This is a genomic window from Actinomadura sp. SCN-SB (assembly GCF_043906805.1).
Classification (GTDB): Bacteria; Actinomycetota; Actinomycetes; order Streptosporangiales; family Streptosporangiaceae; genus Spirillospora.
On record NZ_JBIMPP010000026.1, the window covers coordinates 26137 to 47779 of the forward strand.

The window sequence follows — 21643 nt, forward strand, 5'->3', positions numbered from 1 at the left end:
ATGAGCGGAGGGGGCCGGGACGGGGATCACGAAGCCGTGGGCGCGATGCGTTCGCAGAGCCAGGCGAGGGAGAGCGGGTAGCGGTACTCGATGCCGCCGTGCTCGGCGTCGAACAGCTCGAAGTAGATCTTCTTCTCGTCCACGCCGTTGTCGAGCAGGGCCTGGTGGAACGCCTGCGCGCCGATGTCCAGGTACCACTCGTCGCGGGTGCCGCCGTCGATCCAGATGGCCTGCTGGGAGCGCATCGCCTCGGCGTGCCGCGGGACCATCCGCACCGGGTCGAGGTCCAGCCAGCGCTGCCAGACGTCCGGCTTGAGCACGCCGGTGAGGGTGTCGAAGGGCAGCTCGGGGGTGCCGTCCTCGCGGGCGGTGTAGCACGCCGTGTAGCCGAGGAGTTCCAGCAGCTTGGCGTCGTACGGCTTGGTGAACGACACCCGCGCATTGAAGTCGTCCCACCAGCGGCCGATGTCGCCGTCATAGTCGCGCAGAGAACGGACCGCGTCCGGGAAATCGGGAAGATAGCAGTATTCGAACAACGCGTCACCCGCGTGGGTGGCGAGCGCCCCGAACAGATCCGGCCGGAGCATTGGCGTGATCATGGCTCCATAACCGCCGGACGATTTCCCGGAAATGGCGCGGTGCCGGGCCTCCGGCAGCGTCCGGTAATGCGCGTCCACCCAGGGGACGATCTCGTCGCAGAGGTAGGAGTGGTAGCGGCCCGTCCCGGGCGAGTCGAGGTACTGGCTGCCGCCGTAGGACGTCCAGGTGTCGACGTACACCACGATCGCGGGGGGCGCCTCGCCGCGTGCGAAGACGGCGTCGGCGGTCTCGGGAAACGGCCGCCGGAACGGGGTCCGGTTCCGCCACATCGCGATATGCCCGGTGAACCCCATGATCACGTACACCGACGGGTACCGCCTGCCGGGATCGTCGTCGTAGCCGGGCGGCACGTACACCCACAGCGGGCGCTCGTGCGGGTCGTCCAGCGGGTTGCCGCGCAGCAGCTCGCTGGTGACGACGTGCTCGTCGATGCGTCCCGCGAGGTCGGCGGACCAGGGCAGCATGGCCACTCCTTCGTGGAGGTCGTCCGTTGTCCGTACCCGCCGACGCTATCCCATGCGCGTGTTTCGTGCTCTCGCGTTCCCGTTCCGGCAATTGTTCCGGACGTTAATCGCGGCAATCGCTAAAGCCGTGATTGTCGTTGTCTGCTAGCCTTTCGGGCCGTTGGCGCCACGCCTGAGCGGCCGGCCGGGCGGCCGGCCGAGCGGCCGACAGATGCAGTCCGAGACCCAGCAGAGGGATGCCCCATGAGCCGAGAGAGCACCGTCGCCCACGTGGAGAAGATCCTCCGGGCGTACCTGGAGACCGACGAGCTGGTCCGCGACGAGGAGGGGGACGTCCCGATCCGGCGGGGCAGCGCCCTGTACTACGTCCGCGTCGGCCGCCATGAGCCGTACCGCGTCGAGGTCGTGTCCTCGGTGCTGAGCGAGGTCGAGGAGAGCTACGAGCTGCTGCGCGCCCTCAACGAGATCAACGCCGGGATCTACGGCATCCAGGCGTACTACCGCAAGGGCCGGGTGATCTTCAGCGCGGACCTGCTCGCGGAGACCCTGAGGGCCGAGGAGCTGGAGCGGGCCTGCGCGCTGATCAGCGGTGCCGCGGACAAGTACGACGACGAGCTCCAGGCCAAGTTCGGGGGGAAGAAGACCTTCGAGGACGGCGAGTAGCGGCCCCCGGCCGCGGTCCTCTCGTGCGATACCGGCGGGTCATCGGGGGTCATGTCACATAGTCGGGGCCTTTTCCGGTCCTTGAGACGAAGTGCCGTTCACCATCCGACCCATCGGGGGAGAGCATGACCGACCACAACGAGAAGGCCGCCCTGCTTCGCGAGCTGCACCGTCCGGGCGACCCGCTGATCCTGCCGAACGTCTGGGACGCCGGGAGCGCGGCGATCGTCGAGCAGGCGGGCTTCCCGGCGCTGGCGACCGCCAGTGCCGCCATCGCGGCCATGCTCGGCTACCCCGACCACGAGGGCGCCCCGGTGGACGAGATGTTCGCCGCCGCGGCCCGCGTGATCCGCGCCGCGACCGTGCCGGTGACGGTGGACGCCGAGGCCGGGTACGGGCTGCCGGCGGCCGAGCTCGTCGAGCGGCTGGCCGGCATCGGCGCGGTCGGCTGCAACCTGGAGGACACCGACCACGGGACGGGCGAGCTCGCCCCCGCCGCCCGCCAGGCCGACCGCATCGCCGCGGTGCGGGCGGCGGCCACGGCAGCGGGCACCGACCTGGTCATCAACGCCCGCGCCGACACGTTCATCACCAAGTCGCCGGAGCCGGTCGGAGAGGCCATCGAACGGGGCCGCCTCTACCTGGAGGCGGGCGCCGATTGCGTGTACCCCATCATGGCCTCGGCCGAGGACGACATCGCCGCCCTCACCAAGGGCATCCCGGGCCCGGTCAACGCCAACGCCATCAGCGTGACGCCCGGCCGCCTGGCCGAGCTGGGCGTCGCGCGCATCTCGTACGGGCCCATGCCGTACCTGCACGCCTTGGACGCCCTGAAGTCCTTCGTCACCGGCCTTCGGGAAGGGGATTCCTCCGGCGGCTCCTGAGAATGGCCCACGGTGGCCGCACCAGTCTGGGTTTCGGACGGACATTCCATCCTTTTGTAGCGTTCAATTGGGGTGTCACTCAGACCTCGGAGAACGCAGATGGCACCTTCCCCTCCTCCGTCCCCGCGGCCCTCGCCTTACCCGCCTCCACAGCGGTCGCATGCGGCGCCGAAACAGCACCGCAAAGGGATCTGGTTGGCCGGTGCCGCCGTCTTCCTGGCGGGGCTCATCCTCGGGGCGCTCGTCCTCGCCGGCGACCCGGAACCGGAACCTCTCGCGGGCCTCGGCACGCCGACCGCTCCGGTGACGGTGACCGAGTCCGTGACCGTCACGGCCAGTCCGGTCGTGACGGCCACGGCCACCGCCACGGCGACGGTCACCGCCTCGCCGTCCCCGTCCCGTACGCCCACCCCGACGCCGAGGGAGAGGGACCGCGACCCTTGGGGGACGCCAGGGGACGACGCCAGGCGGCCTCGCGCGGTCGACCCGGGCGACTTCTGCGACCAAGCGGGCGCGATCGGTATCGCCGACGGCCGCCTCTACACTTGCAAGGGACCTGGCCCGCTCAGGTGGCGCCGCTAGGAAAGGACGGCGGACATGGCGGTGACCAACTGGTCCGGCAGCGTCACCTATAGGGCGGCGCGGACGCACCGCCCGCGGTCGGTCGACGAGCTGCGCCGGATCGTCGCCGGGGCACGGCGCGTCCGGGCGCTGGGCAGCCGCCACTCCTTCAGCCTCGTCGCGGACACCGTCGATGACCTCGTGCGCCTCGACGGGCTGCCCCCCGAGGTGGAGGTCGGCGAGGGACGTTCGACGGCGACGGTGAGCGCGGGCATGCGGTACGCGGAGGTCGCCGCGGAACTGCACCGGCGGGGGCTCGCGCTGGCGAACATGGCCTCCCTGCCGCACATCTCGGTCGCCGGGTCGTGCGCGACGGGCACCCACGGCTCGGGGGACGGGCAGCGCACCCTGTCGGCGGAGGTCGTCGCGCTCCAGCTCGTCGGCCCGGACGGCGACCTGCTCGAACTGCGCCGCGACACCGATCCTGGGACCTTCCCCGGCGCGGTCGTCGCGCTGGGCGCGCTGGGCGTCGTCACCCGCCTCACGTTACGGGTGGAGCCCGCGTTCGAGGTGGCGCAGCAGGTCCGCGTGCACGTCCCGCTGGACGAGATCGCGTCCCGGTTCGGCGAGGTCTTCGGCGCCGCGTACAGCGTCAGCGCGTTCACCGACTGGCGGAGCGGCGAGGCGAACGTGTGGCTCAAACGCCGCACCGACCGACCCGGACGAGAGGCCGGGGCGGAGAGCGGGGCGTGGAACGGCGGGCGTCCGGCTTCGGAGCCGCTGCATCCCGTGCCGGGCATGCCTCCGGCCGCCTGCACCGTCCAGATGGGCGTTCCCGGGCCGTGGCACGAGCGCCTGCCGCACTTTCGTCCCGAGTTCACGCCGAGCGCGGGCGAGGAACTGCAATCGGAATGGCTGCTGCCCCGCGAGACCGCGCCCGAGGTCATCGCCGCGCTCCGGGACCTCGGCGACCTGGTCGCGCCCGTCCTCCACATCTCCGAGATCCGTACCGTCCGCGCCGACGACCTGTGGCTGAGCCCGGCTCAGGGACGGGACTCGGTGGCGTTCCACTTCACCTGGATCAGGGACCCGGACCGTGTCCTTCCGGTGGTCGCCGAGCTGGACGCGCGGCTCCTCCCGCTGGGCGCCCGCCCCCACTGGGGCAAGCTCACCACGGCGGCGCCATCCGAGATCGTCGCCGCCTACGGTCATGCCCCCGACTTCGCGCGCCTGGCGCGCACCCTCGACCCCGAGGGCAAGTTCCGCAACGCCTACGTGGACGGCCTGTTCCCGCCCGCCTGAACCGGCCGCCCGTACCGTCCACCACCGCCCCGGGAGCGGCCGGGACGGGCTCTCGGGGCGGTGGTGCGCCGGTCACCAGGTGATGGAGTGCGGCTCGGTGTAGGCGAGCAGGCCGTCCGGGCCCATCTCGCGGCCCAGCCCGCTCTGCCGGAAGCCGCCGAACGGAACGCGGTCGTCGCAGGCGACGGCGTTGGCGTTGTTGATCCAGGTGGTGCCCGTCCGCAGCCGCCGCGCGACCTCGGCGGCGCGGGACGGGTCGGCGCTCCACACCGAGGAGCACAGCCCCGACCAGCCGGTGTTCACCTCGGTGAGCACGGCGTCGAGGTCGTCGAACGGCAGGATCGGCAGCGCCGGGCCGAACTGTTCCTCGGTGACGATGCGCAGCGACGGGTCGGGGTCGAGCACCAGCGAGGGACGCAGGTAGTGGCCTCCGGAGGACGCCGCCTCGGGAGCGAGCGTGCCCAGCTCGCGGATCTCGGCGCCCGCGTCGCTCGCCTCCTGGAGCATCGAGGTCACGATGTCGCGCTGGGCCGCGCTGTTGAGCGGGCCGAGGGTGGTGGACGGGTCCTGGCCGGGTCCCACCCGGTGGGCGTTCAGCGCGCCCGTCATGGCCTCGACGAGCTCGTCGTACCGGGACCGGTGCACGTAGACCCGCTTGACGGCCATGCAGACCTGGCCGGTGGTGAGGAACGCGCCGAGCGTGAGGCGGCCGATGTTCTCCTCACCGAGGTCGGCGTCGTCCAGCACGATCGCGGGGTCGTTGCCGCCCAGCTCCAGGGTGACGGAGGTGAGGTTCGGCGCCGCCGCCGCCATGATCCGCTTGCCCGCCGCGGTGCTCCCGGTGAAGACGATCTTGGCGACCCGGGGGTCGGAGACCACCGGGGACACCGCCTCGTTGCTGCCGGTCACCACGTTCACCACGCCCGCGGGCAACCCGGAGGCGAAGCGCTCGATGGTGCGCACCAGCGACAACGGCACGCTGGGCGGCGGCTTGATCACGACGGTGTTCCCGGCCGCCAGCGCGTACGGCAGGCTCGCCGCCAGGATCGCGATCGGCCAGTTGAACGGCACGATGATGGTGACGACGCCCACCGGCAGCGTGTGCAGTTCGGAGGTGAGCGGCGGGCCGTCGAAGCGCCGCACCTCACCGAGCGTGCCGACCAGGCTGAGCGCGTGCCGGGTGCGGATGCCGAACACGTCCATCTCGACGTTCGACTCGAAGGCGATCTTGCCGTTCTCGCGGGTCATCAGCTCCGCGCGTTCCCCGGCCGTGCCGTCCAGCAGGCCGAGCGCCGCTTCGATGATCTCCGCGCGCCGCTTGGCGGGCGTGGCCGCCCACGCGGGGAAGGCGTCGTAGGCGGCGGCGACCGCGTCGCGGGCCTGCTCCCGCGTCGCGGCCGCGGCGTAGCCGACGACCTCCTCGGGGGACGCGGGGTTGTGGATGGCCGTGTGGTCGTCGGTCTCCACGGTCTTGCCATTGACGATCAGGCCCGTGTGGACGGCGGGCCGGTCGGCGAGTTCGGTCATGGTGAAGCCTCCAGGGCGAGGTGGTGACCGAAGTCTTGCCCTTCGGCCCGTTCCCGTCCAGATCGTCTGCCGGCAGGCGAAAGAGGGTTTGCGCACCTCTCGCCATTCGTCTAAAGGAGCGTCCGGGGACGGTCAGGAATCCTCGTCCCAGACGCGCTCGGTCCCGTCGGCGGCAGGTCCCTCGATCCGTCCTCGAACGTCACGGGCCTGAACCACGGGGCCGTGCACGACGCCGCTGACCGAGTTCCGGAACCCGGCGTCGTCTCCATCCCGCCGAGCCGCCCTCAGCCCATGAATCGCCACCGCGAGCCCGCCGATCCCGATGAACGCGCCGCACACGCTGGCCATCTTGTCCGCCTTGTCGAGCCCTGCCGAGGCGAAGACGATCCCGAGCGCGACAACGCTCCCCACCCCGGCGACGACCGCGCACCACGCGACAACCTTCTTCGCCATACCGCCATCCTCGGTCGGCTCCGCTCCGCGCGAAAGGCGCGGGCGTATGGTGAAACCGGACTCCCGCTTCGTCAACGTGCGCGAGGTGACCCATGGCCGACGCGGAGGCCGGCGCCGTCGCGAGCGGACGTCCCGTCGCGGAGACGCCTGTGGCGGAGATGCCGGGCTGGCAGGCCGCGCGGCGCAACCGGATCGTCGAGGCGGCGCTCGGAGCCCTGGAGCGCCAGGAGTACGAGCGGATCCGCATCGGGGAGGTCGCGCGGGCGGCGGGCGTCGCGCTGGGGACGCTCTACCGCTACTTCTCGTCCAAGGAGCACCTGTACGCCGCGGTGCTCCAGGCATGGCTCGACTCCGGGCGGCGGCTGCGGGGGCGCACCGCCTCGCGTACCCCGGAGGAGCGGGTCAGGGCGCGGGTGCGCGCCGCCATCTCCGCCTTCGAGCGCCGTCCCCAGTTCTTCAAGGTGACCGTCCTGCTCCAGGGGAGCACCGACCCGAACGCCAGGCTGCTGCTCGCCGAGTTCGCGACGTCGTCGCGGGCGATGCTGGCGGAGGAGTTCGCGGTGCTGGGCCCGGACGCCGACGACGCCGCGACCATGCTGTGGTCGATCATCCACTCCAACCTCACGGCGGCGCTCTACCACGGCCACGACATGAGCGAGGTCTACCGGATCGCCGACCGCTTCATCGATCTCCTCGCCGACCGGCTCGCCGCGCCCGAACCCGGCCACCGGCGCGTGCCCGGCGCTTAGGATGAGCCTGATCGGTGCGGGACCGACCATTTCCGGAATGCGGGGAGCGGGCGATGGAACTGACCGTCCATACCGGCGGCGAGGACGTGGGCCGGGACCTGTACGAGTGGCTGGTCAACGACGCCGAGGTCGTCCGTGACGTCCGCGTCACCGCGGGGGACCACACGTCCGAAGGGACGATGGGGTCCGGGTTCGAGCTGCTGAACCTCATCATCCCCAACGTGATCGCGCTGGGCGGCCTGGGGGTGTCCATCGCCACCTTCCTTCAGCAGCGGCGCGCCGGAGGCGGCCCGGAACCGACGATCCGGGTGCAGGTCGACGGGGATCTCGTCCTTCTCGGCACCGACGCCGAGGAGGTGCTCGGGCGGCTGTTCCGGGACGAGCTGGAGCGCGCCCGCCAGGCCGAGACGGCCGACGATCGGTGATGCCCGCCCCGGCCCTCCCGGACCCGCGCGCGTCCCGGGCGGTGCTCGTCGGGGTGTCGCGCTATCCGAAGCTGGGGGACGAGCGGCAACTGCCGGCCGTCCAGAACAACCTGGAACGCCTGGCGGCCGTCCTGCGCGACGAACGGGTCTGGGGACTGCCGGACGGGAACTGCACGGTGCTGCACCAGCCCGAGAACGAGGACGCCGTCATCACGGCGCTGCGCCGGGAGGCGGAGGCCGCCGAGGACACGCTGCTGTTCTATTACGCCGGGCACGGGTTCGTCGATCCCGCGGTGAGAAGGGACCTGTGCCTTGCGCTGCCCGGCGCGTACGAGCCCGGCGGCGCCCATGTCTCCATCTCCTACCGGCTCGTGCGTCACGAGCTCCGGCTGACCGCCGCCCGGGTCCCGCACAAGATCGTGATCCTGGACTGCTGCTGGAGCGGCCTGGCGCTGGACGGCGGGCTGGGCGAGACCGGCATGCCGGCGACCGCGATCGAGGGCAGCGCCGTGCTCACCGCCGCGGCCTCGACCAGGCAGGCGCTGTCGCCTCCCGGCATGACGTACACCGCGTTCACCGGCGCGCTGCTCGGCATCCTCGACGGCGGCGTCCGGAACGGCGAGCCGCTGCTGGACGTCGGCACCGTCTTCACCGCGCTCAAGAGCGAACTGGAGGACCGCGCGAAGAAGGACAGGCGCGTCCCGATGCCGCAGCTCGCGAGCACGGGCGACGGATCGCGGCTCATCCTGGCCCGCAACCCGGCCGCCGCACGTCCGCCGGAGACGCCTCCCTCAGAACCGCCGCCCGAGGTTCCGGCCCTCACCGGGCAGGCACTGGCCGACCGGGTCCTTGAGCTGCGGCGCAACGGCCGCTACGAGGAAGCCCACCGCCTCCAGCGGCAGGCCGCCCGCGCAGGCGACGCCCAGTCGGTACGGGGCGTCGCCGCCGAACTGCGGCGCAGCGGCCACTACACCCAAGCGGCGGAACTCGAAAAGGGCGCGAACTGAGGTCAGCCCTCGCCCAGGGTCAGGACGTGCCGCCCGAACTCGCGGGAGAAGAGGCTGAGCCCGCCCTCCGGTGTCCGGGAGACCACCCCCATCTGGATCAGCCGGGACAGGTCCGCCGACGGCTGGATCCCGGGGGCTCCCGCGGCGATCCGGCGCAGCAGCGCGGAACCGTTGCCGCCGGTGTCGGCGTCGATGTTGCCGATCAGCCGGTCGAACTGGGCGTGGAACTCGATGGCCTCGCTCTCGTAGCAGGCCGCCACGTCCACCTTGCCGGTCTCCGCGTACGCCTGCACGACGCGGTTGCACATCAGCTCCAGCAGGAACGGGTGCAGCCCGGTGCGGTCGACGATCTCGTCCCGTACCGAGGCCAGGCCGATCCCGGCGGACGCCGCCCGCGCCAGCATCAGGTCGGCCTCCTCGTCGGTGAACATCCCGACGTACAGCGGGTTGATCACCACGGCGCCGAGGATGGAGCCCGCCTGGGACGCCGCCTCGGCCGACTCGATCACCTCGATCGGCCGCCGGGAGATCGTGATCAGGCCGAGCGGGAACTCCGGCTCGCTGGCCAGGTCGCGCAGCAACTGGAAGTCGGGGGGCTTGGCGACGCCCGCCGCGCGGTCGAACTCGTCCAGCACCAGGAGCACGTGGCGGCCCGCCTTGCGCACCGCCTTGAAGAACGCGCGCACCCCTTCCTTGAGGTCGTACCAGCCGTCGGCCATCTGCACGCCCGACCCGATCGCGGCCAGGGCGCCGTCCACGCCCGGGGCGTCCTCAAGCTGCTCCATCACCGACCTGACCATCGAGCGGAACATGTCGTCGCCGCTCGCGCAGGTGCCCACGTTGATCACGACGGCGGTCAGGTCCGGGCGGTCGGCGGCCGTGCCGAGCGCGCGCCGGACCAGGCTGGTCTTGCCGACCCTGTGGTGCCCGAGCACCCGGAGGTTCGCGGGCCGGCCCGGCTCGGCCCAGGTCGCCCGCACCCGGCGCAGCAGATGGGCGCGCCCGATGAACCGGTCGCCCTCGGCGACCTGGCCGACCAGCCGGTACGGGTTGACGTGGACCGTGCCGCCGGAGGGCTCGCCGGACGGCGCCATCAGCCCCGTCCCCCGGACTTCTCGCCGAAGTGCTGCAACAGCCAGTCCTGGTAGATGCGCACCACGATCCGGTACGAGCCCGCGTCCCTGCGGATGACGTCGCGCAGCACCAGGTCGGCGAGGATCTCGTCCAGCCGCGGCCCCTGGTACTCGGCCCTGATCGCCGCGATGGTCGCCGCCTGGTGCCGGGACGCCCGCGCGATCGCCAGCAGGACCTGCTGGTAGTCCTGCGGCGTGAACTCCGGATCGGTGTACCCGGGCGACTCCAGGTTGTCGAAGTCGTTGGCGCCCAGCCCGCTGATGAACTCGTCCCTGACCCGCTCGATGTCGGCCTCGGTGACCACCGGCGCGTGCTCGGCGTTCATGTAGTTGACGAGCTGGTAGCAGAAGCGCTGGATGTAGAAGGCGCTGCCGCCGGTCAGCTCCAGGATCCGGTCGACGGCACGCTCCTGGTAGCGGCTGATCTGCTTCTCGGCCCCGCCGATCCAGATCGGCTCGACGATGAGCCGCCTGGCGTCGGAGTCGGCCAGGTAGGTGACCCGCTCGATGGCGAACACCCCGAACACGTTCGGGTCGGCCTGGATCAGCCGGTCCAGCGCGTCCTGCCCGACGATCACCAGGTGGAACAGCCGGCGTTCGATCAGCGCCTTGAACGCCTGCATGAACGAGGGGGACAGCCGCCCCTCCCGGATCCACTGGTCGATGTACTGGAACTCGTCGATCAGCACGACCAGCGGAGGCTGGCGGCCCCCGGTCCGCTCCCGGTACCGCTCGATCAGCATCGCGCAGTCGTACACCGGTTCCGGGCTCTCCAGGAACCGGGCCCGGTCGAGGTCGGGCGGCAGCAGCGGCTCGACGCCGCCACCGGGGTCGAGCTTGCGCAGCGCCGTGTCCGCCTGCTCCAGGATCCGCCACATCAGCAGCGCCAGCAGCCGGCTGTTCATCGTCTGCCGGGTCTCGGCGGGCAGCTCCTCGATGTCGGTGATGTTGCCCACCGGCAGGTCGCCGATGTTGCCGACGTCCACGACCGGAAGCCCGTCGTCCTGTTCGAGCTGCCCCTTCAGGTGGTGCCTGATGGAGGTCTTGCCGGCCCGCTTCTGGCCGAACACCGCGATGCCGATCCCGGGCGAGTGCGCGTCCCGGAGCTTGGCGCGGATCCTGGAGATCAGCTCGTCCCGGCCGAAGAACATGTTCTCGTCGATCACCGGGCGGCCGCTCGCGCCGTCCTGGAACGGGTTGGGGATCGCCTGGAACTCCTCCTGCCGGGCCAGCCGCACCGGCAGCGTCGCCTCGAAGACGACCGTCGTGTCGCTGGACCGCGGCTGGTAGCGCAGCTCCACCGGCAGGGAGAACGCGCCCGCCTCCACGCCCTGCTCGGTCACCCGCAGCCGCACCTGCTCGATCCGGTGGTCGCCGCCGCGCACCGCCGCGGGAAGCTGGATCCTCGGCTGGTCCACCTTGAACAGCAGCGGATCGGAGTTGATCGTCAGCTCCGGCGACTCCAGCGGCGCGTGGCCGAACGCGTTGGCCACCTTGATCTGGACGGTCACGATGCCCTTCTGCGGCCCGCTGCTCTGCTCCAGCGCCAGCGTCAGGCCGGGCAGCGGCGGCTGGCTCTCCACGAGCTGCTGCTGGGTGTCCTTCACCAGGTGCTCGACCCGCTCGGCGATCGGCTCGACCAGCTCCACGGTCAGGCTGGTCGGCCCGCGCTCGACCTCGGCGCGCAGCCCGCGCGCCGTCTGCCCGGCGCGGCGCAGGCAGTTCTCGCGTTCCTCGAACGACTGCTCGTTGCCGTACCGGCGCAGCTCCAGCAGCGCCTCGCGGATCTGGCTGAGCGCGACCCGCAGCGGCTCGGACGCGGGCTGCTCGTGGTCGCCGAGCCGGTTCAGCGCCGCTTCCAGGTCCACTTCCGAGATCGTCAGGTTCCGCAGCTCGGCCAGCCCGTGCACGATCCTGCGGCGGCTGCGGCTCCACTGCTCACCGGCCTGCTGCCAGCCCTGGCGCACCTGCTGGCCGACCGGCTCGACCTCGATGCCGTACTCGTCCCGCAGGAAGCCCACGCTGGCCTCCATCAGCTCGGGACGCGAGGTCACCGCCGTCAGCACCAGGTCCCTGGCCAGGCTGGTGTCGGCGATGAGCTGCGGCATCAGCAGGAACGAGTCCCGCCCGTGCCGCCGCTCGTCGGAAAGGATCTTGCCGACCGCCTCGGTCAGCGGCGCCGTGCTCTCCCGGTCGCGCCGCCGGTTCTGTTTGGTCGTCCGGCCGCGCAGCGAGCGCAGATAGCCGATCAGGGCCCAGCGCACGTCCGGGACCCCGTCGCTGTCCTCGCGCTCGTCGGCCGCGGCGAGCGCCGCGCAGTACAGGTCGCGCGCCGACTCGTGCTCCTGCCGGTCCAGGACGATGTCGGCCAGGGTCGTCAGGCCCAGGTAGAGGAACTCCTGGGCCCTGCGGTCGCCGAGGTCCTTGGCGATGCTCGCGGCGGTGATGTAGAACCGGGCGCTGTTCTCCGGGTGGGTCAGCGCGAACTGGCGGGCCGACTCGGCGATGACGTTCAGGTCGCGCTGGCTGAACGGCTTGCCGCCCTTCCCGGTGCGGGCCTCGTCGGAGAACTTCCCCACGACGTAGGCGACCAGCGGGGGAGTCGGGTCGCCGAGGCCGGGCATCTCCGACTGCAACAGGTGCTGGACCAGGCTGGTCGTGCCCGAGCCGGGGTCCTCGCCCTGGAGCAGCGCCTCGATCTGCATCCGGATGTTCGCGGCCCGGTCGTCGGTGAGCCCTTCGATCGCCTGCTCGGCCTCGGCCAGGTCCGCCGGGTTGCCGCGCTGGATCAGGGCCAGCGCCAGGCCGCGCTGCGCCGCCGGGTTGTCCGGCGCCTGGTCGAGGAGCTGCCGCCACTCCGTCGAGGAGTCGACGCCGGCGGCCAGCTTGACGTAGGCGATCTGGTGGCGGAGGTGGTACCGCTTGCTGCTGGTCAGGTCGCTGCGCCGGAACTGGCGGTCGAGCACCTTCAGCGCCTCGGTGTACCGGCGCGCCCCGGTCAGGAAGTCGATGAGGATGTTGTCCAGGCTGTCGCCGGGACGGACCATCCCCTCGCACTCCTCCTCGATGATGCGCAGCGCCGCCTCCGCGCCCTCGGTGCGCTTGGTCAGCCACGCCAGGTCCTTGACGGCGCTCTCCCGCTTGGGCCCTCCCTTGCGGATGGCCTCGCGGTACGCCTTCTTCGCGGCGTCCAGGTCCTTCACCTGGTGTTCGAGGAACTTGGCGCGCTGGTACGGGTCCTCCCTGCGGCGGGCGTGTTCGGAGAGGCGCCGCGTCCCCTGCCTTGAGTTCCCGGTGTGCGCGGATTGGGCGGGGTCCCGTGCGGGCGGGGGCGGGGTCTTGAGAACGGCCGCCTTCGGAACGGCACCGGCCGGCTTCGGCATCGGCGTCGTGACGGGCTGCTTGCCGGACAGCGCCCGCCGGACCACTTCCTCCGCGGCCTCGTCGTAGGCGGAGGAGCCGAGCAGTTCCCCGAGCTGGTCGCGGTTGCCTTGCGCGTCCAGAAGGTCCAGCAGCGCGTCCCAGGCGGGCACGTCGTAGTCGGGAGCGACCGCGTGGAAGTACTGGAGCAGCGAGTACTTCGCGGTCTCCCCGTCGCCGAGGCGTGCCGCCGCGATGGCCAGCAGCCGGTGCGCCGGTACGTCCCCCGCGTCGGCGGCGAACGCCAGGCGGCGCTGCGCCGTTTCCTCGTCCCCTTTGAGCAGCGCGAGGGCACCGAGCAGACGGGTCAGCTCCGCGTTCGTCTGGTCCCCGTTCCAGAGGTGCAGAGCGCGCGTGTAGAAATGGCCGACCCGGTTGAACTTGAGATCCAGCTCATTGATCCGCTCCGCGTATTCGTAGGAATTGCGGATCTGCTGGAGGGCGGGGCGCGCGTCCGGCCTCACATAAACGTCGAAGTCGACCGGGACCGTATCCAGGGCCGCCACTTCGGCGAGTGCGTCCCGCAGATCCGGGGTCTCGCCCGCGGGCTTTCCTTCGGGCGCGGGACGGGCGGGCGGCACCGGAGCCGGGGGCTCTTCGGCGGCGGGTGGCGGCGCAGACGGCTCCTCGGCCGGGGCGGCGGGGGCGGGTTGCGGGGCGGGCGGCTCGGGCGCGGCGGAAGGCGCAGGAGCGGGCGGCGTTGGAGCGGCCGGCGCGGGCGCCGGCGCTACGGGGGCGGGAGGTGCCACAGGCGCCGCGGGCGTTACGGGGGATGCCGCCGCCGGCTCGGCGACGGGAGGCGTCTTCGGCGTCACCATCACCACCGACGCGAGGGCGATGACCACCGGCTGCTGATCGGGTCGGCGGAGTTTCAACCGGACGAGAGTGAGCTCTTCCAGTACGCCCTCGAAAGTCGCCCCGTTCATGAGGGACAGTTCGACGTAGTCGCCGACCCGAGCCACCGACTGGATGAACTCAGCGTCCACCGCGCCCCCATTCGACAACCGCGCCGCGCGGCGCCGGACCGGCCTCCAGCGCATGGCACGCTAGCCGCGCATACACACCTTAGTACCGCATCACCCCTTATATGGAGAGTCGAACGGGTGCCGGTCGGCCGCCCGTGCACCCCTTCGTCCGAGTTGCTTCTGGTTCGGGTGTCAGGTCCATAACCTCCTATGCTGCGGCCCTATGACCGAACCCTTCGCGACGGCGCGACTCGACCAGGCCCCCGAGGTCATCGCGCCCGACGGTGCCACCGTCCGGCCGCTGTGCGTGCTCCCCGGAGCGGCCGGCTTCGCCCAGTTCGAGCTGCGACCGGGGCAGACGGCGAAGGCGGTGTCGCACGCCACCGTCGAGGAGATCTGGTTCGTCACCGACGGCGCGGGCGAGATGTGGCGCGCCCAGGACGGCCGCGAGGAGATCACGACGCTGGAGCCGGGCGTGTGCCTGACCATCCCGCTGGGCACGACGTTCCAGTTCCGCGCGGGGGAGCAGGGCCTGCGCGTGGTGGCGGCGACCGTCCCACCCTGGCCGGTGGACAGCCCCGACGAGGCCACGGTCCGGCCCGGCCGCTGGTGAGCGGCGCTCAGCGGCGGACGGCCGGGGGCGCCTGGGATCCGTCGCGGCCTCGCCGGCGGTGGACGAGGTCGAAGGCGGCGGCGAGCGCGAGCCAGGTTCCGCCGAGGATGTAGCCGCCGAGCACGTCGGTGAACCAGTGCGCGCCGAGATAGACCTGTGAGACGCCCACCAGCAGGATCACGGCCGCGGCGCCGCCGAGGAGAGCGGCGCGGACGCGGAGCGGGTGACCGCGCGCCAGCAACAGGGCCAGAACGCCCCAGGCGGCGATGCTCATGGCGGCATGGCCGGAGGGGTAGGCGGGACGCTGGGCGAGCATGTCCGCCACCGGGGGCGGCGGCCTCCCGACAAGGACGCGGACGCCCTCGTTGAGGAGCCCGGCGCCCGCGAACGCCACCCACAGCTCGGCCGTACCGAGCAGGTCACGGCGGCGGAGCAGCGTCACGGACGCCACGGCCAGGATGAACGTGAGGACGCCCCAGGAGCCGAGCCACTGGATGATCTCCATGGCCTGGGTGATCCCGCCGACGCGATGGTCCTGGGCGAACTCCATGATCCACGGGTCCAGCCGGGCGATCTCCTCGTACTCCCGAACGTCCTGCGCCAGCGCAGCGAACGTCCAGGTGCCGAGCGCCGCGACCGCCACAGCGGTGGTGAGGGGAAGCCCGGTCGGTTGGGCCGGGTCGAGCCGCCGCTCGACCCAGGCCGCCTGGCGGGGGAAGCGACGGCGCAGGCGGCTGTCGCGCCACCGGCCCGCGATCGCGAACGGCCGGCGGTCCGACCGCCGCAGCCGCCTGACCAGCGCGCCCGTGGCGACGAACACCAGCACCAGGCCGAGGACGGCCAGACCGGTACGAGTGGCCAGATGCTCGGCACGCTCCAGGCTCGTTCCCGCGAGGTAACCGATCAACGTGGTCGTGACCGCCCAGGCGATCCCGCCCGTGACGTTGTAGAGGGCGAACGTCCGGTACGGCATGCGGGCCGTCCCCGCCAGGCCGGGAACCAGCACCCGGAGCGCGGCGGTGAACCGTGCGGCGAAGACCGCCTTCCCGCCGCGCTCGGCGAGGTACCGTTCGCCGCGATCCAGATGCCGCCGTTTGACGAGGCGTCCCGCCGTCATGTGGATCAGGCGCCGCCCCCACCGCTTCCCGACCTCGTACCCGATGGTGTCGCCGGCGATGGCCCCGGCCGAGGCGGCGGCCATCGCGGCCGCGAGGGAGACCCGATGCTGGGACGCCAGTACACCGCCGAGCAGGACCGCGATCTCCCCCGGGAAGACGAACCCGGCGAACACCGCCGACTCCAGCAACGGGAACGCGAAGATGACGGTGAGCGCCGCGACGCCGTGGAGCATGAGGATGTAGTGGACGACATCACCGATCACCGCGTCCCCCCGGACCACCGACGCGCCCGCTCAGTAACCGCAACCCTACTGAATGTAGTGATCCGCTCGGGCTGCGCCGCGGAGACGGGCGCCTGGCTCAACCGGAGTGGCGGTGCGGCGGCTGCGCCGCGGCCCGGATGATCTCCTCGATCGGGCCGGGCGGCACCAGCTCGGGCGGGAGCGGCCGGGCGACCTCGTCGAGCGCCGCCAGGCCATGGGCGATGGCCGGCTGGTCGTGGCTTCCGCGACGTACGCAACTGGCGATACGGCGCGCGGGCGTCGGGTCGCCGCTCAGCGGGATCCGGACGACGGCGGAATGGGCCGGCAGCGGCGCCAGGCGCGGGATGAGGCAGATGCCGAAGCCGTTGGACACCAGGGCGATGACGGCCGGCCACTCCTTGGCGTTGTGCGTGATCCTCGGCGCGAAGCCGGCGGCGGCGCAGGCCGCGAGGATCACCTGCCGGTGCGAGGCCTCCCCCACCGGGACGATCCAGTCGTCGCAGGCCGCCTCGGCGAGCTCGACGCTCTCGCGGTCCGCCAGCGGGTGGTCCACGGGCACCACCAGGTCGAGCGGGTCGTTCACCAGCGGGCGCTGGTCGAAGCGGGCGTCGTCCAGCGGCGGGGCGTCGGGGGTGACGACCACGACGGCGATGTCGGCGTCCCCGGTCAGCAGCAGGTCGAAGCACTGATGGGCGTCGGCCTCCATCATGCGCAGATCGAGCCGTGGATGCGCCGCCCGCAGCCGGGAGGCCGCCGGAACGACCAACGCGGCGAGCCCGGTGGGGAACCCGCAGAACCGGAGCAGCCCGGCCTGCGCGTCCTTGTGGGCGGCCAGGTCGCCCAGGGCGCGTTCCCATTGCGTGCGCAGCGTGTCGGCGTGGGCCAGCAACGTGTGGGCCGCCGGGGTCAGCCGCACCCGCCGTCCCTCATGGAGCAGCAGCTCCACGCCGACGTCCCGGGAGAGCTGCCGGATCTGCTGCGAGACGGCGGACGGGGTGAGGTTCAGCGCGGCGGCCGCCGCGGTCACGGTGCCGTGCTGATGGAGGACCCGCAGGACCTGGAGTCGCCTCAGATCAATCATTAAGGTGACTCTAAATAAAATCCCCAAAAAATAGTAGATAGACCTACATGCTCTTTGGGTTCCAGACTGGCCGCATGGAATCGACGAGCATCGTGGAGCCGACCACCGTACCCGAGCCGGACCGCTGCCGCTGGTGCGGGCGTCGCGAAGATGAGCCGATGCACGTCGTGTCGCGCCATCTGACCTCGACCGGCCTCATCGTGTACGCGCGGTGCCGCTGCGGGCTGCTGCGTGTTTGGCAGATCCCGCTGTCCGCCGGTGCCGCCGCCCTCCTGGCCCATGCCGCACACCCTGCGGAACCCCATCGGTAGGGCGGGCTAACCCGGCGACGACCTTTCGGCGGTCGTGTAGATCCTGAGCATGCGGTTCGCGCCGCGTTGGAACTCGTACGGTACGGTCGGGCACTCGCTGTGCGCGCCGGTCGCCGCTTCGATGTCGGCGCGGAGCGCGTCGAGGAACGCGACCGGTTCGCCATGGCCCATGTGGACGAGCGGAAAGATCCTCACCTCGCGCCGGCTGACCCGGCACAGCTCAAGGATCGCCCTGCGGTGCCAGTCCCGATCGTGGTCGCGGGCCCAGGTGAACAGCAGGTGCGAGCACAGGACGAGGTCGGCGCTCGCGTCCGCCAGCGGCAGGCGGGGGAGGCCGGCGGCGACGTAGCGGCCCGGGTGCCGCCGCAGATCGGCGAGGAACTCGGACGCGGCGGCCCGGCGCATCTCCTCGTGCCGGTCAGGCGAGCCGTACCAGTCCCATACGAAACGCCTCCTCTCGGCCCGGAACATCTCCTGGCACCGGGCCAGATCGGCGGGCAGTCGATCGGCCACCGCCTTGGTTCCTTGCGCGTAGAGCGGGTCCATGGCGATCGCGCGGGCGCCGTCGCCGGCGGCCTTGGCGGCGAAGCTCGACCCACCGGCGGCGCAGTCGACCGTGACACCCGTCAGGTCCTCGTCGGCGAGGTCGAACATCGCACGGTATTCGGCATAGGAGCGCGACGTGAGGAGCATGCGGCTAGGCCCCCGCCTTCGCGCCGTCCAGGCCGAGGACGCCCGCCACCGCGCGGGCGGTCAGTTCCTCGTCGTGCGGCGCATGCCCGGCGACCGCGATGGCGGTGCCCTCCAGCGCTCCCATGTACGCCAGCGCGACCGCCCGGGCGGGCGGGCCGGACGGGATCGTTCCGTCCTTGCGTCCCGCGTTCACCAGGCGGGTGATGCGCTTGACGGCCGTCTCGACGGCCCGTTCGATCTCCTGGCCGACCGGATGGTCCTGACCGCTGAACTCGACCCTGAGCGCCATGATCACCCGGGCGATGTCCCGCCGGCAGAAGACGGCGTGCCCGCGCGCCATCGCGAGGAGCTCGGCGACCGGCGTGGGTTCCCGCCGGGCCGGTTCGCCGACCTCGCGCAACCAGTTCTCGTGCACCCAGTCGATCACGGCGAGCGCCAGGTCCTGCTTGTCCTTGAACTGGTGGTACAGGGCGCCGCGCGTGTATCCGGCATCGCGGGCGACCTCTTCGAGCACGAGGTGGCCGTAGCCGTAGCGGGACAGCCCTCTGGCGGCGGATTCGAGCAGGGCGGATCGCGTGCGGGCGCTGCGCTCCGCCTGGGTCGGCCGGCGGCGCGCGAGCTGGGCCGACTTACCTACGTTCATGTACGTACGTTATCCCGCGTCACATGACCAGCCCGGCCACGATGTACGGGAGGGCGCCGGCGGCGATGCCCCCGAACACCGCCGCCGGCAGGGTCACGCCCCGCCCGGCGATCAGGGCGGCACCGAACCCCAAGGTGCCGATCAGCGCCGCGTAGATCGCCGTGATGGGCGACAGGAGCAGGGACAGCACGGCGCTCAGGCCGAACGCGAGCCCGCGCTTCCGCGGGGATCCCGCCTGCCGGGATGGTGAGGGCGGCATGGTCACGACTCCTCGTCGTCGGATCGGGTGGCGAGTTCGGCGAGGACGGCGGCGTGGTCGGAGGGCCAGACACCGTTGACCGGGCCGTCGCCCACCCGGCGTACGGACAGGACACGGCCGATCCCGCCAGGACCGGCGGGGCCGACGTGGATGTAGTCGATACGTCCCGAGGGCTCGTGCATGCGAGCGGCATAGGGATTGGCCCTGTCCCAGGTATCGCCCGGCGCGGAGGGATCGGCGTACTCCCAAGCGTCCATCAGGGCCTGGCCGGGCACGGCGGGGGCGGTCTTGTAGCCGCCCAGCAACCGGATCTCGTCGGAATCGGGCAGGGCGTTGTAGTCACCGGTGAGGACGACGGGGAAAGGGGTGTGCGCCCCGTGTTCGGCGACGAACCGGGCCAGGGCGGTGACCTGGGCGCAGCGAACCGCCGATTCGTGCGGGGCGGAGTTGAGGTGGGTCGTGAAGAACGCGATGGGATGGCCGGGGGCGTCCACGCGGACGTGAAGCGCCTGGTGGCCGTCGTCCCGGCCGCCCGCGGTGGGGAGCCGCAAGGTGGCGCGGTCGCCGATCGGCCACCGGGTCAGGACGGCGTCGCCGACATCGATCCCGTCCTCGCCCGACCGTTTGTGCCAGCGTCCGGGACGGTCCGAGGCCGCCCACGTCCAGTGCATCCCGAGCCGGTCGGCGAGCCACCCGGCCAGGTTCTCCTGGCCGTCGTCCCAGACCTCTTGCAGGCCGATGAGGTCGCAGTCGAGCCGTTCGAGGGTGTCGGCGATCGCCTGCCGGCGAGCCTGCCAGGGCCCGAAACGCCACCACACGTTCCAGGTGAGCACCCGCATCGCTCGCTCCCTTCCCGCGCACATACATACACGAGTGTATGTTACTGGCGGTCCGTCCGGGGGGGCGGGGATTTATACAACAGGAGATTGTGTAAACTCGGCCTCGTGACGTACGTGATCGCCGAGCCGTGCGTGGACGTGATGGACCGGGCGTGCGTGGACGAGTGCCCGGTCGACTGCATTTACGAAGGCGCGCGCAGCCTGTACATCCATCCGGACGAGTGCGTCGACTGCGGCGCCTGCGAACCGGTCTGTCCCGTCGAGGCCATCTACTACGAGGACGACCTCCCCCAGAAGTGGAAGCCCTACCTGGAGGACAACGCCGAATTCTTCACGCTGACGCTGCCCGGCCGGGACGCGCCGCTCGGCTCACCGGGTGGAGCGTCCCGGCTCGGCCCTGTCGCCGCCGACGCGCCTCTGGTGGCGGAGCAGCCGAGGCCCGTGTCATGAAGGAACGCGGCGCGGGAACGCCCAAGCGGCGGGACCACGGTCGGCGCCAGGAGGTCCTCGCGACCGTTCGCGCGTCGGCGTCCCCGCTCAGCATCCTCGACATCGCCGGGCGCCTCGGCGTCCATCCGAACACCGTCCGCTTCCACCTCAACGCCCTGCTGGAGAACGGCCAGGTGGAGGAGGCCCAGCCGGAAGCGGCCGGGCCGGGGCGACCGCCGCTGATGTTCCGCGCCCCCGCCGGCATGGATCCGGCGGGGCCGCGCAATTACCGGCTGCTCGCCGGGATCCTGGCGGACGCCTTCGCCTCCGAGCCCGACCCGGTGGAGAAGGCCACCGAGGTGGGGCGCGCTTGGGCACGGCGCACGGCCGCACCGTCCGGCCCGGCGCGTACCGAAGACGGGTTCGCCGCCCAGGACGAGGCGATCGGCCACCTCATGACGATGCTGGACGACCTGGGCTTCGCCCCCGAGCACGAGCCGGAGCGCCGTCCCGGCCAGATCGGCCTGCGCCACTGTCCGTTCCTCGAACTGGCCTCGGACAGGCCGCAGGTGATCTGTTCCATCCACCTGGGCCTGATGCAGGGAACGATGGCCGCCCTGAACACACCGATCACCGTCGAACGGCTCACGCCGTACGCCGAGCCGGACCTGTGCCTGGTCCACCTCGGCACGGCCCCCGGCACTCCCGGCGAGGCCGACGACCCCAGCAGGGAAGGAGAGCGCCCATGACCTCGCTGGCCGCCGCCGCGACGTTCACCTGGCTCGGGATGGTCCTGGCCATCTCCTTCATGGAGGCGCCGCTGAAGTTCCGCGCCCCCGGGGTGACGATCCCCCTGGGACTGGGCATCGGGCGGCTGGTGTTCCGGGCGCTCAACGCCGCCGAGACCGTGCTGGCGGTGATGGTCGTGGCCGGGCTCCTGCTCGGCGACCCGTCCACGACCGGTGCGGTCGCCCTGGCCGTCGCCATCGTGACGCTGGCGGCGCAGCTCGCGCTGGTACGCCCGCGCCTGACCCGCCGGTCGGACCGGATCCTGGCCGGTGAGGAGGCGCCGCGCTCCCACGCCCACCACGCCTACATCGCGCTGGAGGCGGTCAAGGTCATCGCGCTCGTCACCGGGGGCGCCGCGGTCCTGGCCGCCTCCTGAGGACAACGCGCCGGACGCGAGCCCGACCGCGGCGCCCACCGCGCTGTCATGGGAGCTGTCCCGCGATGTTCACGTT

23 protein-coding genes are annotated in these 21643 nt (G+C 71.9%); 12 read left to right on the plus strand and 11 right to left on the minus strand.

The window, feature by feature from the left end:
* Positions 1 to 26: 26 nt before the first annotated feature.
* Entirely contained in the window at positions 27 to 1064 is a 1038-nt protein-coding gene (locus tag ACGWYJ_RS18500; protein WP_395107278.1) for an alpha/beta hydrolase, read from the minus strand.
* 243 nt (positions 1065 to 1307) lie between these two features.
* Between ACGWYJ_RS18500 and ACGWYJ_RS18505 the strand changes: the two genes are divergently transcribed.
* From ACGWYJ_RS18505 to ACGWYJ_RS18520, 4 genes are all read left to right on the plus strand, one after another.
* The gene (locus ACGWYJ_RS18505; protein WP_285701351.1) at positions 1308 to 1727 is read left to right on the plus strand and encodes a YbjN domain-containing protein; all 420 of its coding nucleotides are present in this window, start codon (positions 1308 to 1310) and stop codon (positions 1725 to 1727) included.
* A 125-nt stretch (positions 1728 to 1852) separates the two neighbouring features.
* Positions 1853 to 2611 carry an isocitrate lyase/phosphoenolpyruvate mutase family protein gene (locus tag ACGWYJ_RS18510; RefSeq protein ID WP_395107279.1) on the plus strand — a complete coding sequence of 253 codons (759 nt, stop codon included), beginning with the start codon at positions 1853 to 1855 and terminating at the stop codon, positions 2609 to 2611.
* A gap of 195 nt (positions 2612 to 2806) precedes the next feature.
* Positions 2807 to 3193: a hypothetical protein gene (locus tag ACGWYJ_RS18515; RefSeq protein ID WP_395107280.1), complete on the plus strand. Its 387-nt coding sequence runs from the start codon at positions 2807 to 2809 to the stop codon at positions 3191 to 3193.
* Between the two features lie 15 nt (positions 3194 to 3208).
* Positions 3209 to 4474: a D-arabinono-1,4-lactone oxidase gene (locus tag ACGWYJ_RS18520; RefSeq protein WP_395107281.1), complete on the plus strand. Its 1266-nt coding sequence runs from the start codon at positions 3209 to 3211 to the stop codon at positions 4472 to 4474.
* Positions 4475 to 4546: 72 nt separating this feature from the next.
* On the opposite strand, the gene ACGWYJ_RS18525 is transcribed toward ACGWYJ_RS18520, so the two are convergent.
* Positions 4547 to 6001 carry an aldehyde dehydrogenase family protein gene (locus ACGWYJ_RS18525; RefSeq protein WP_395107282.1) on the minus strand — a complete coding sequence of 485 codons (1455 nt, stop codon included), beginning with the start codon at positions 5999 to 6001 and terminating at the stop codon, positions 4547 to 4549.
* Between the two features lie 132 nt (positions 6002 to 6133).
* Entirely contained in the window at positions 6134 to 6529 is a 396-nt protein-coding gene (locus tag ACGWYJ_RS18530; RefSeq protein WP_395107283.1) for a hypothetical protein, read from the minus strand.
* Between the two features lie 17 nt (positions 6530 to 6546).
* On the opposite strand from ACGWYJ_RS18530, the gene ACGWYJ_RS18535 reads away from it, so the two are divergent.
* The 3 genes from ACGWYJ_RS18535 to ACGWYJ_RS18545 are packed head-to-tail and all read left to right on the plus strand — an operon-like array spanning position 6547 to position 8635.
* Positions 6547 to 7203, plus strand: coding sequence for a TetR/AcrR family transcriptional regulator (locus tag ACGWYJ_RS18535; protein WP_395107284.1), 657 nt, complete (start codon positions 6547 to 6549; stop codon positions 7201 to 7203).
* 53 nt (positions 7204 to 7256) lie between these two features.
* Positions 7257 to 7628 (plus strand): hypothetical protein, encoded by a 372-nt coding sequence (locus tag ACGWYJ_RS18540; RefSeq protein WP_395107285.1) that lies wholly within the window; start codon positions 7257 to 7259, stop codon positions 7626 to 7628.
* A complete protein-coding gene (locus ACGWYJ_RS18545) occupies positions 7628 to 8635 on the plus strand; it encodes a caspase domain-containing protein (RefSeq protein ID WP_395107286.1) in 1008 nt (335 codons plus the stop codon). The genes ACGWYJ_RS18540 and ACGWYJ_RS18545 overlap by 1 nt, the downstream gene beginning before the upstream one ends.
* 2 nt (positions 8636 to 8637) lie before the next feature.
* On the opposite strand, the gene ACGWYJ_RS18550 is transcribed toward ACGWYJ_RS18545, so the two are convergent.
* Complete coding sequence (locus ACGWYJ_RS18550; RefSeq protein WP_285701341.1) at positions 8638 to 9729, minus strand: ATP-binding protein; 1092 nt, start codon at positions 9727 to 9729, stop codon at positions 8638 to 8640.
* Complete coding sequence (locus tag ACGWYJ_RS18555) at positions 9729 to 14174, minus strand: hypothetical protein (protein WP_395107287.1); 4446 nt, start codon at positions 14172 to 14174, stop codon at positions 9729 to 9731. Before ACGWYJ_RS18555 ends, ACGWYJ_RS18550 begins: the two co-directional genes overlap by 1 nt.
* A 202-nt stretch (positions 14175 to 14376) precedes the next feature.
* Between ACGWYJ_RS18555 and ACGWYJ_RS18560 the strand changes: the two genes are divergently transcribed.
* Positions 14377 to 14766, plus strand: coding sequence for a cupin domain-containing protein (locus tag ACGWYJ_RS18560; RefSeq protein ID WP_395107288.1), 390 nt, complete (start codon positions 14377 to 14379; stop codon positions 14764 to 14766).
* A 7-nt stretch (positions 14767 to 14773) separates the two neighbouring features.
* Here ACGWYJ_RS18560 and ACGWYJ_RS18565 read toward each other — a convergent pair whose 3' ends face one another.
* Together ACGWYJ_RS18565 and ACGWYJ_RS18570 are read right to left on the minus strand one after the other, a co-directional pair.
* Complete coding sequence (locus ACGWYJ_RS18565; protein ID WP_395107289.1) at positions 14774 to 16147, minus strand: bifunctional DedA family/phosphatase PAP2 family protein; 1374 nt, start codon at positions 16145 to 16147, stop codon at positions 14774 to 14776.
* A gap of 97 nt (positions 16148 to 16244) precedes the next feature.
* Positions 16245 to 17228, minus strand: a complete 984-nt coding sequence (locus ACGWYJ_RS18570) for a LysR family transcriptional regulator (protein ID WP_395107290.1) — start codon at positions 17226 to 17228, stop codon at positions 16245 to 16247.
* Between the two features lie 74 nt (positions 17229 to 17302).
* Between ACGWYJ_RS18570 and ACGWYJ_RS18575 the strand changes: the two genes are divergently transcribed.
* Positions 17303 to 17539, plus strand: coding sequence for a hypothetical protein (locus ACGWYJ_RS18575; RefSeq protein WP_395107292.1), 237 nt, complete (start codon positions 17303 to 17305; stop codon positions 17537 to 17539).
* 6 nt (positions 17540 to 17545) lie between these two features.
* On the opposite strand, the gene ACGWYJ_RS18580 is transcribed toward ACGWYJ_RS18575, so the two are convergent.
* From ACGWYJ_RS18580 to ACGWYJ_RS18595, 4 genes are read right to left on the minus strand one after another with little or no spacing between them, the layout of a single operon-like run.
* Positions 17546 to 18232, minus strand: coding sequence for a methyltransferase domain-containing protein (locus tag ACGWYJ_RS18580; protein WP_395107293.1), 687 nt, complete (start codon positions 18230 to 18232; stop codon positions 17546 to 17548).
* 4 nt (positions 18233 to 18236) lie between these two features.
* Positions 18237 to 18875 carry a TetR/AcrR family transcriptional regulator gene (locus tag ACGWYJ_RS18585; protein ID WP_395107294.1) on the minus strand — a complete coding sequence of 213 codons (639 nt, stop codon included), beginning with the start codon at positions 18873 to 18875 and terminating at the stop codon, positions 18237 to 18239.
* A 19-nt stretch (positions 18876 to 18894) separates the two neighbouring features.
* Complete coding sequence (locus tag ACGWYJ_RS18590; protein ID WP_395107295.1) at positions 18895 to 19134, minus strand: hypothetical protein; 240 nt, start codon at positions 19132 to 19134, stop codon at positions 18895 to 18897.
* A gap of 2 nt (positions 19135 to 19136) precedes the next feature.
* Complete coding sequence (locus tag ACGWYJ_RS18595) at positions 19137 to 19973, minus strand: endonuclease/exonuclease/phosphatase family protein (RefSeq protein ID WP_395107296.1); 837 nt, start codon at positions 19971 to 19973, stop codon at positions 19137 to 19139.
* 105 nt (positions 19974 to 20078) lie between these two features.
* Between ACGWYJ_RS18595 and fdxA the strand changes: the two genes are divergently transcribed.
* Genes fdxA through ACGWYJ_RS18610 form a run of 3 tightly spaced genes read left to right on the plus strand, consistent with a single transcriptional unit; the run spans position 20079 to position 21567 of the window.
* Positions 20079 to 20423, plus strand: a complete 345-nt coding sequence (gene fdxA / locus ACGWYJ_RS18600) for a ferredoxin (protein ID WP_395107297.1) — start codon at positions 20079 to 20081, stop codon at positions 20421 to 20423.
* The gene (locus ACGWYJ_RS18605) at positions 20420 to 21151 is read left to right on the plus strand and encodes a helix-turn-helix transcriptional regulator (protein WP_395107299.1); all 732 of its coding nucleotides are present in this window, start codon (positions 20420 to 20422) and stop codon (positions 21149 to 21151) included. The genes fdxA and ACGWYJ_RS18605 overlap by 4 nt, the downstream gene beginning before the upstream one ends.
* Positions 21148 to 21567 (plus strand): hypothetical protein, encoded by a 420-nt coding sequence (locus ACGWYJ_RS18610; protein ID WP_395107300.1) that lies wholly within the window; start codon positions 21148 to 21150, stop codon positions 21565 to 21567. Before ACGWYJ_RS18605 ends, ACGWYJ_RS18610 begins: the two co-directional genes overlap by 4 nt.
* The last annotated feature ends 76 nt before the right edge of the window (positions 21568 to 21643 follow it).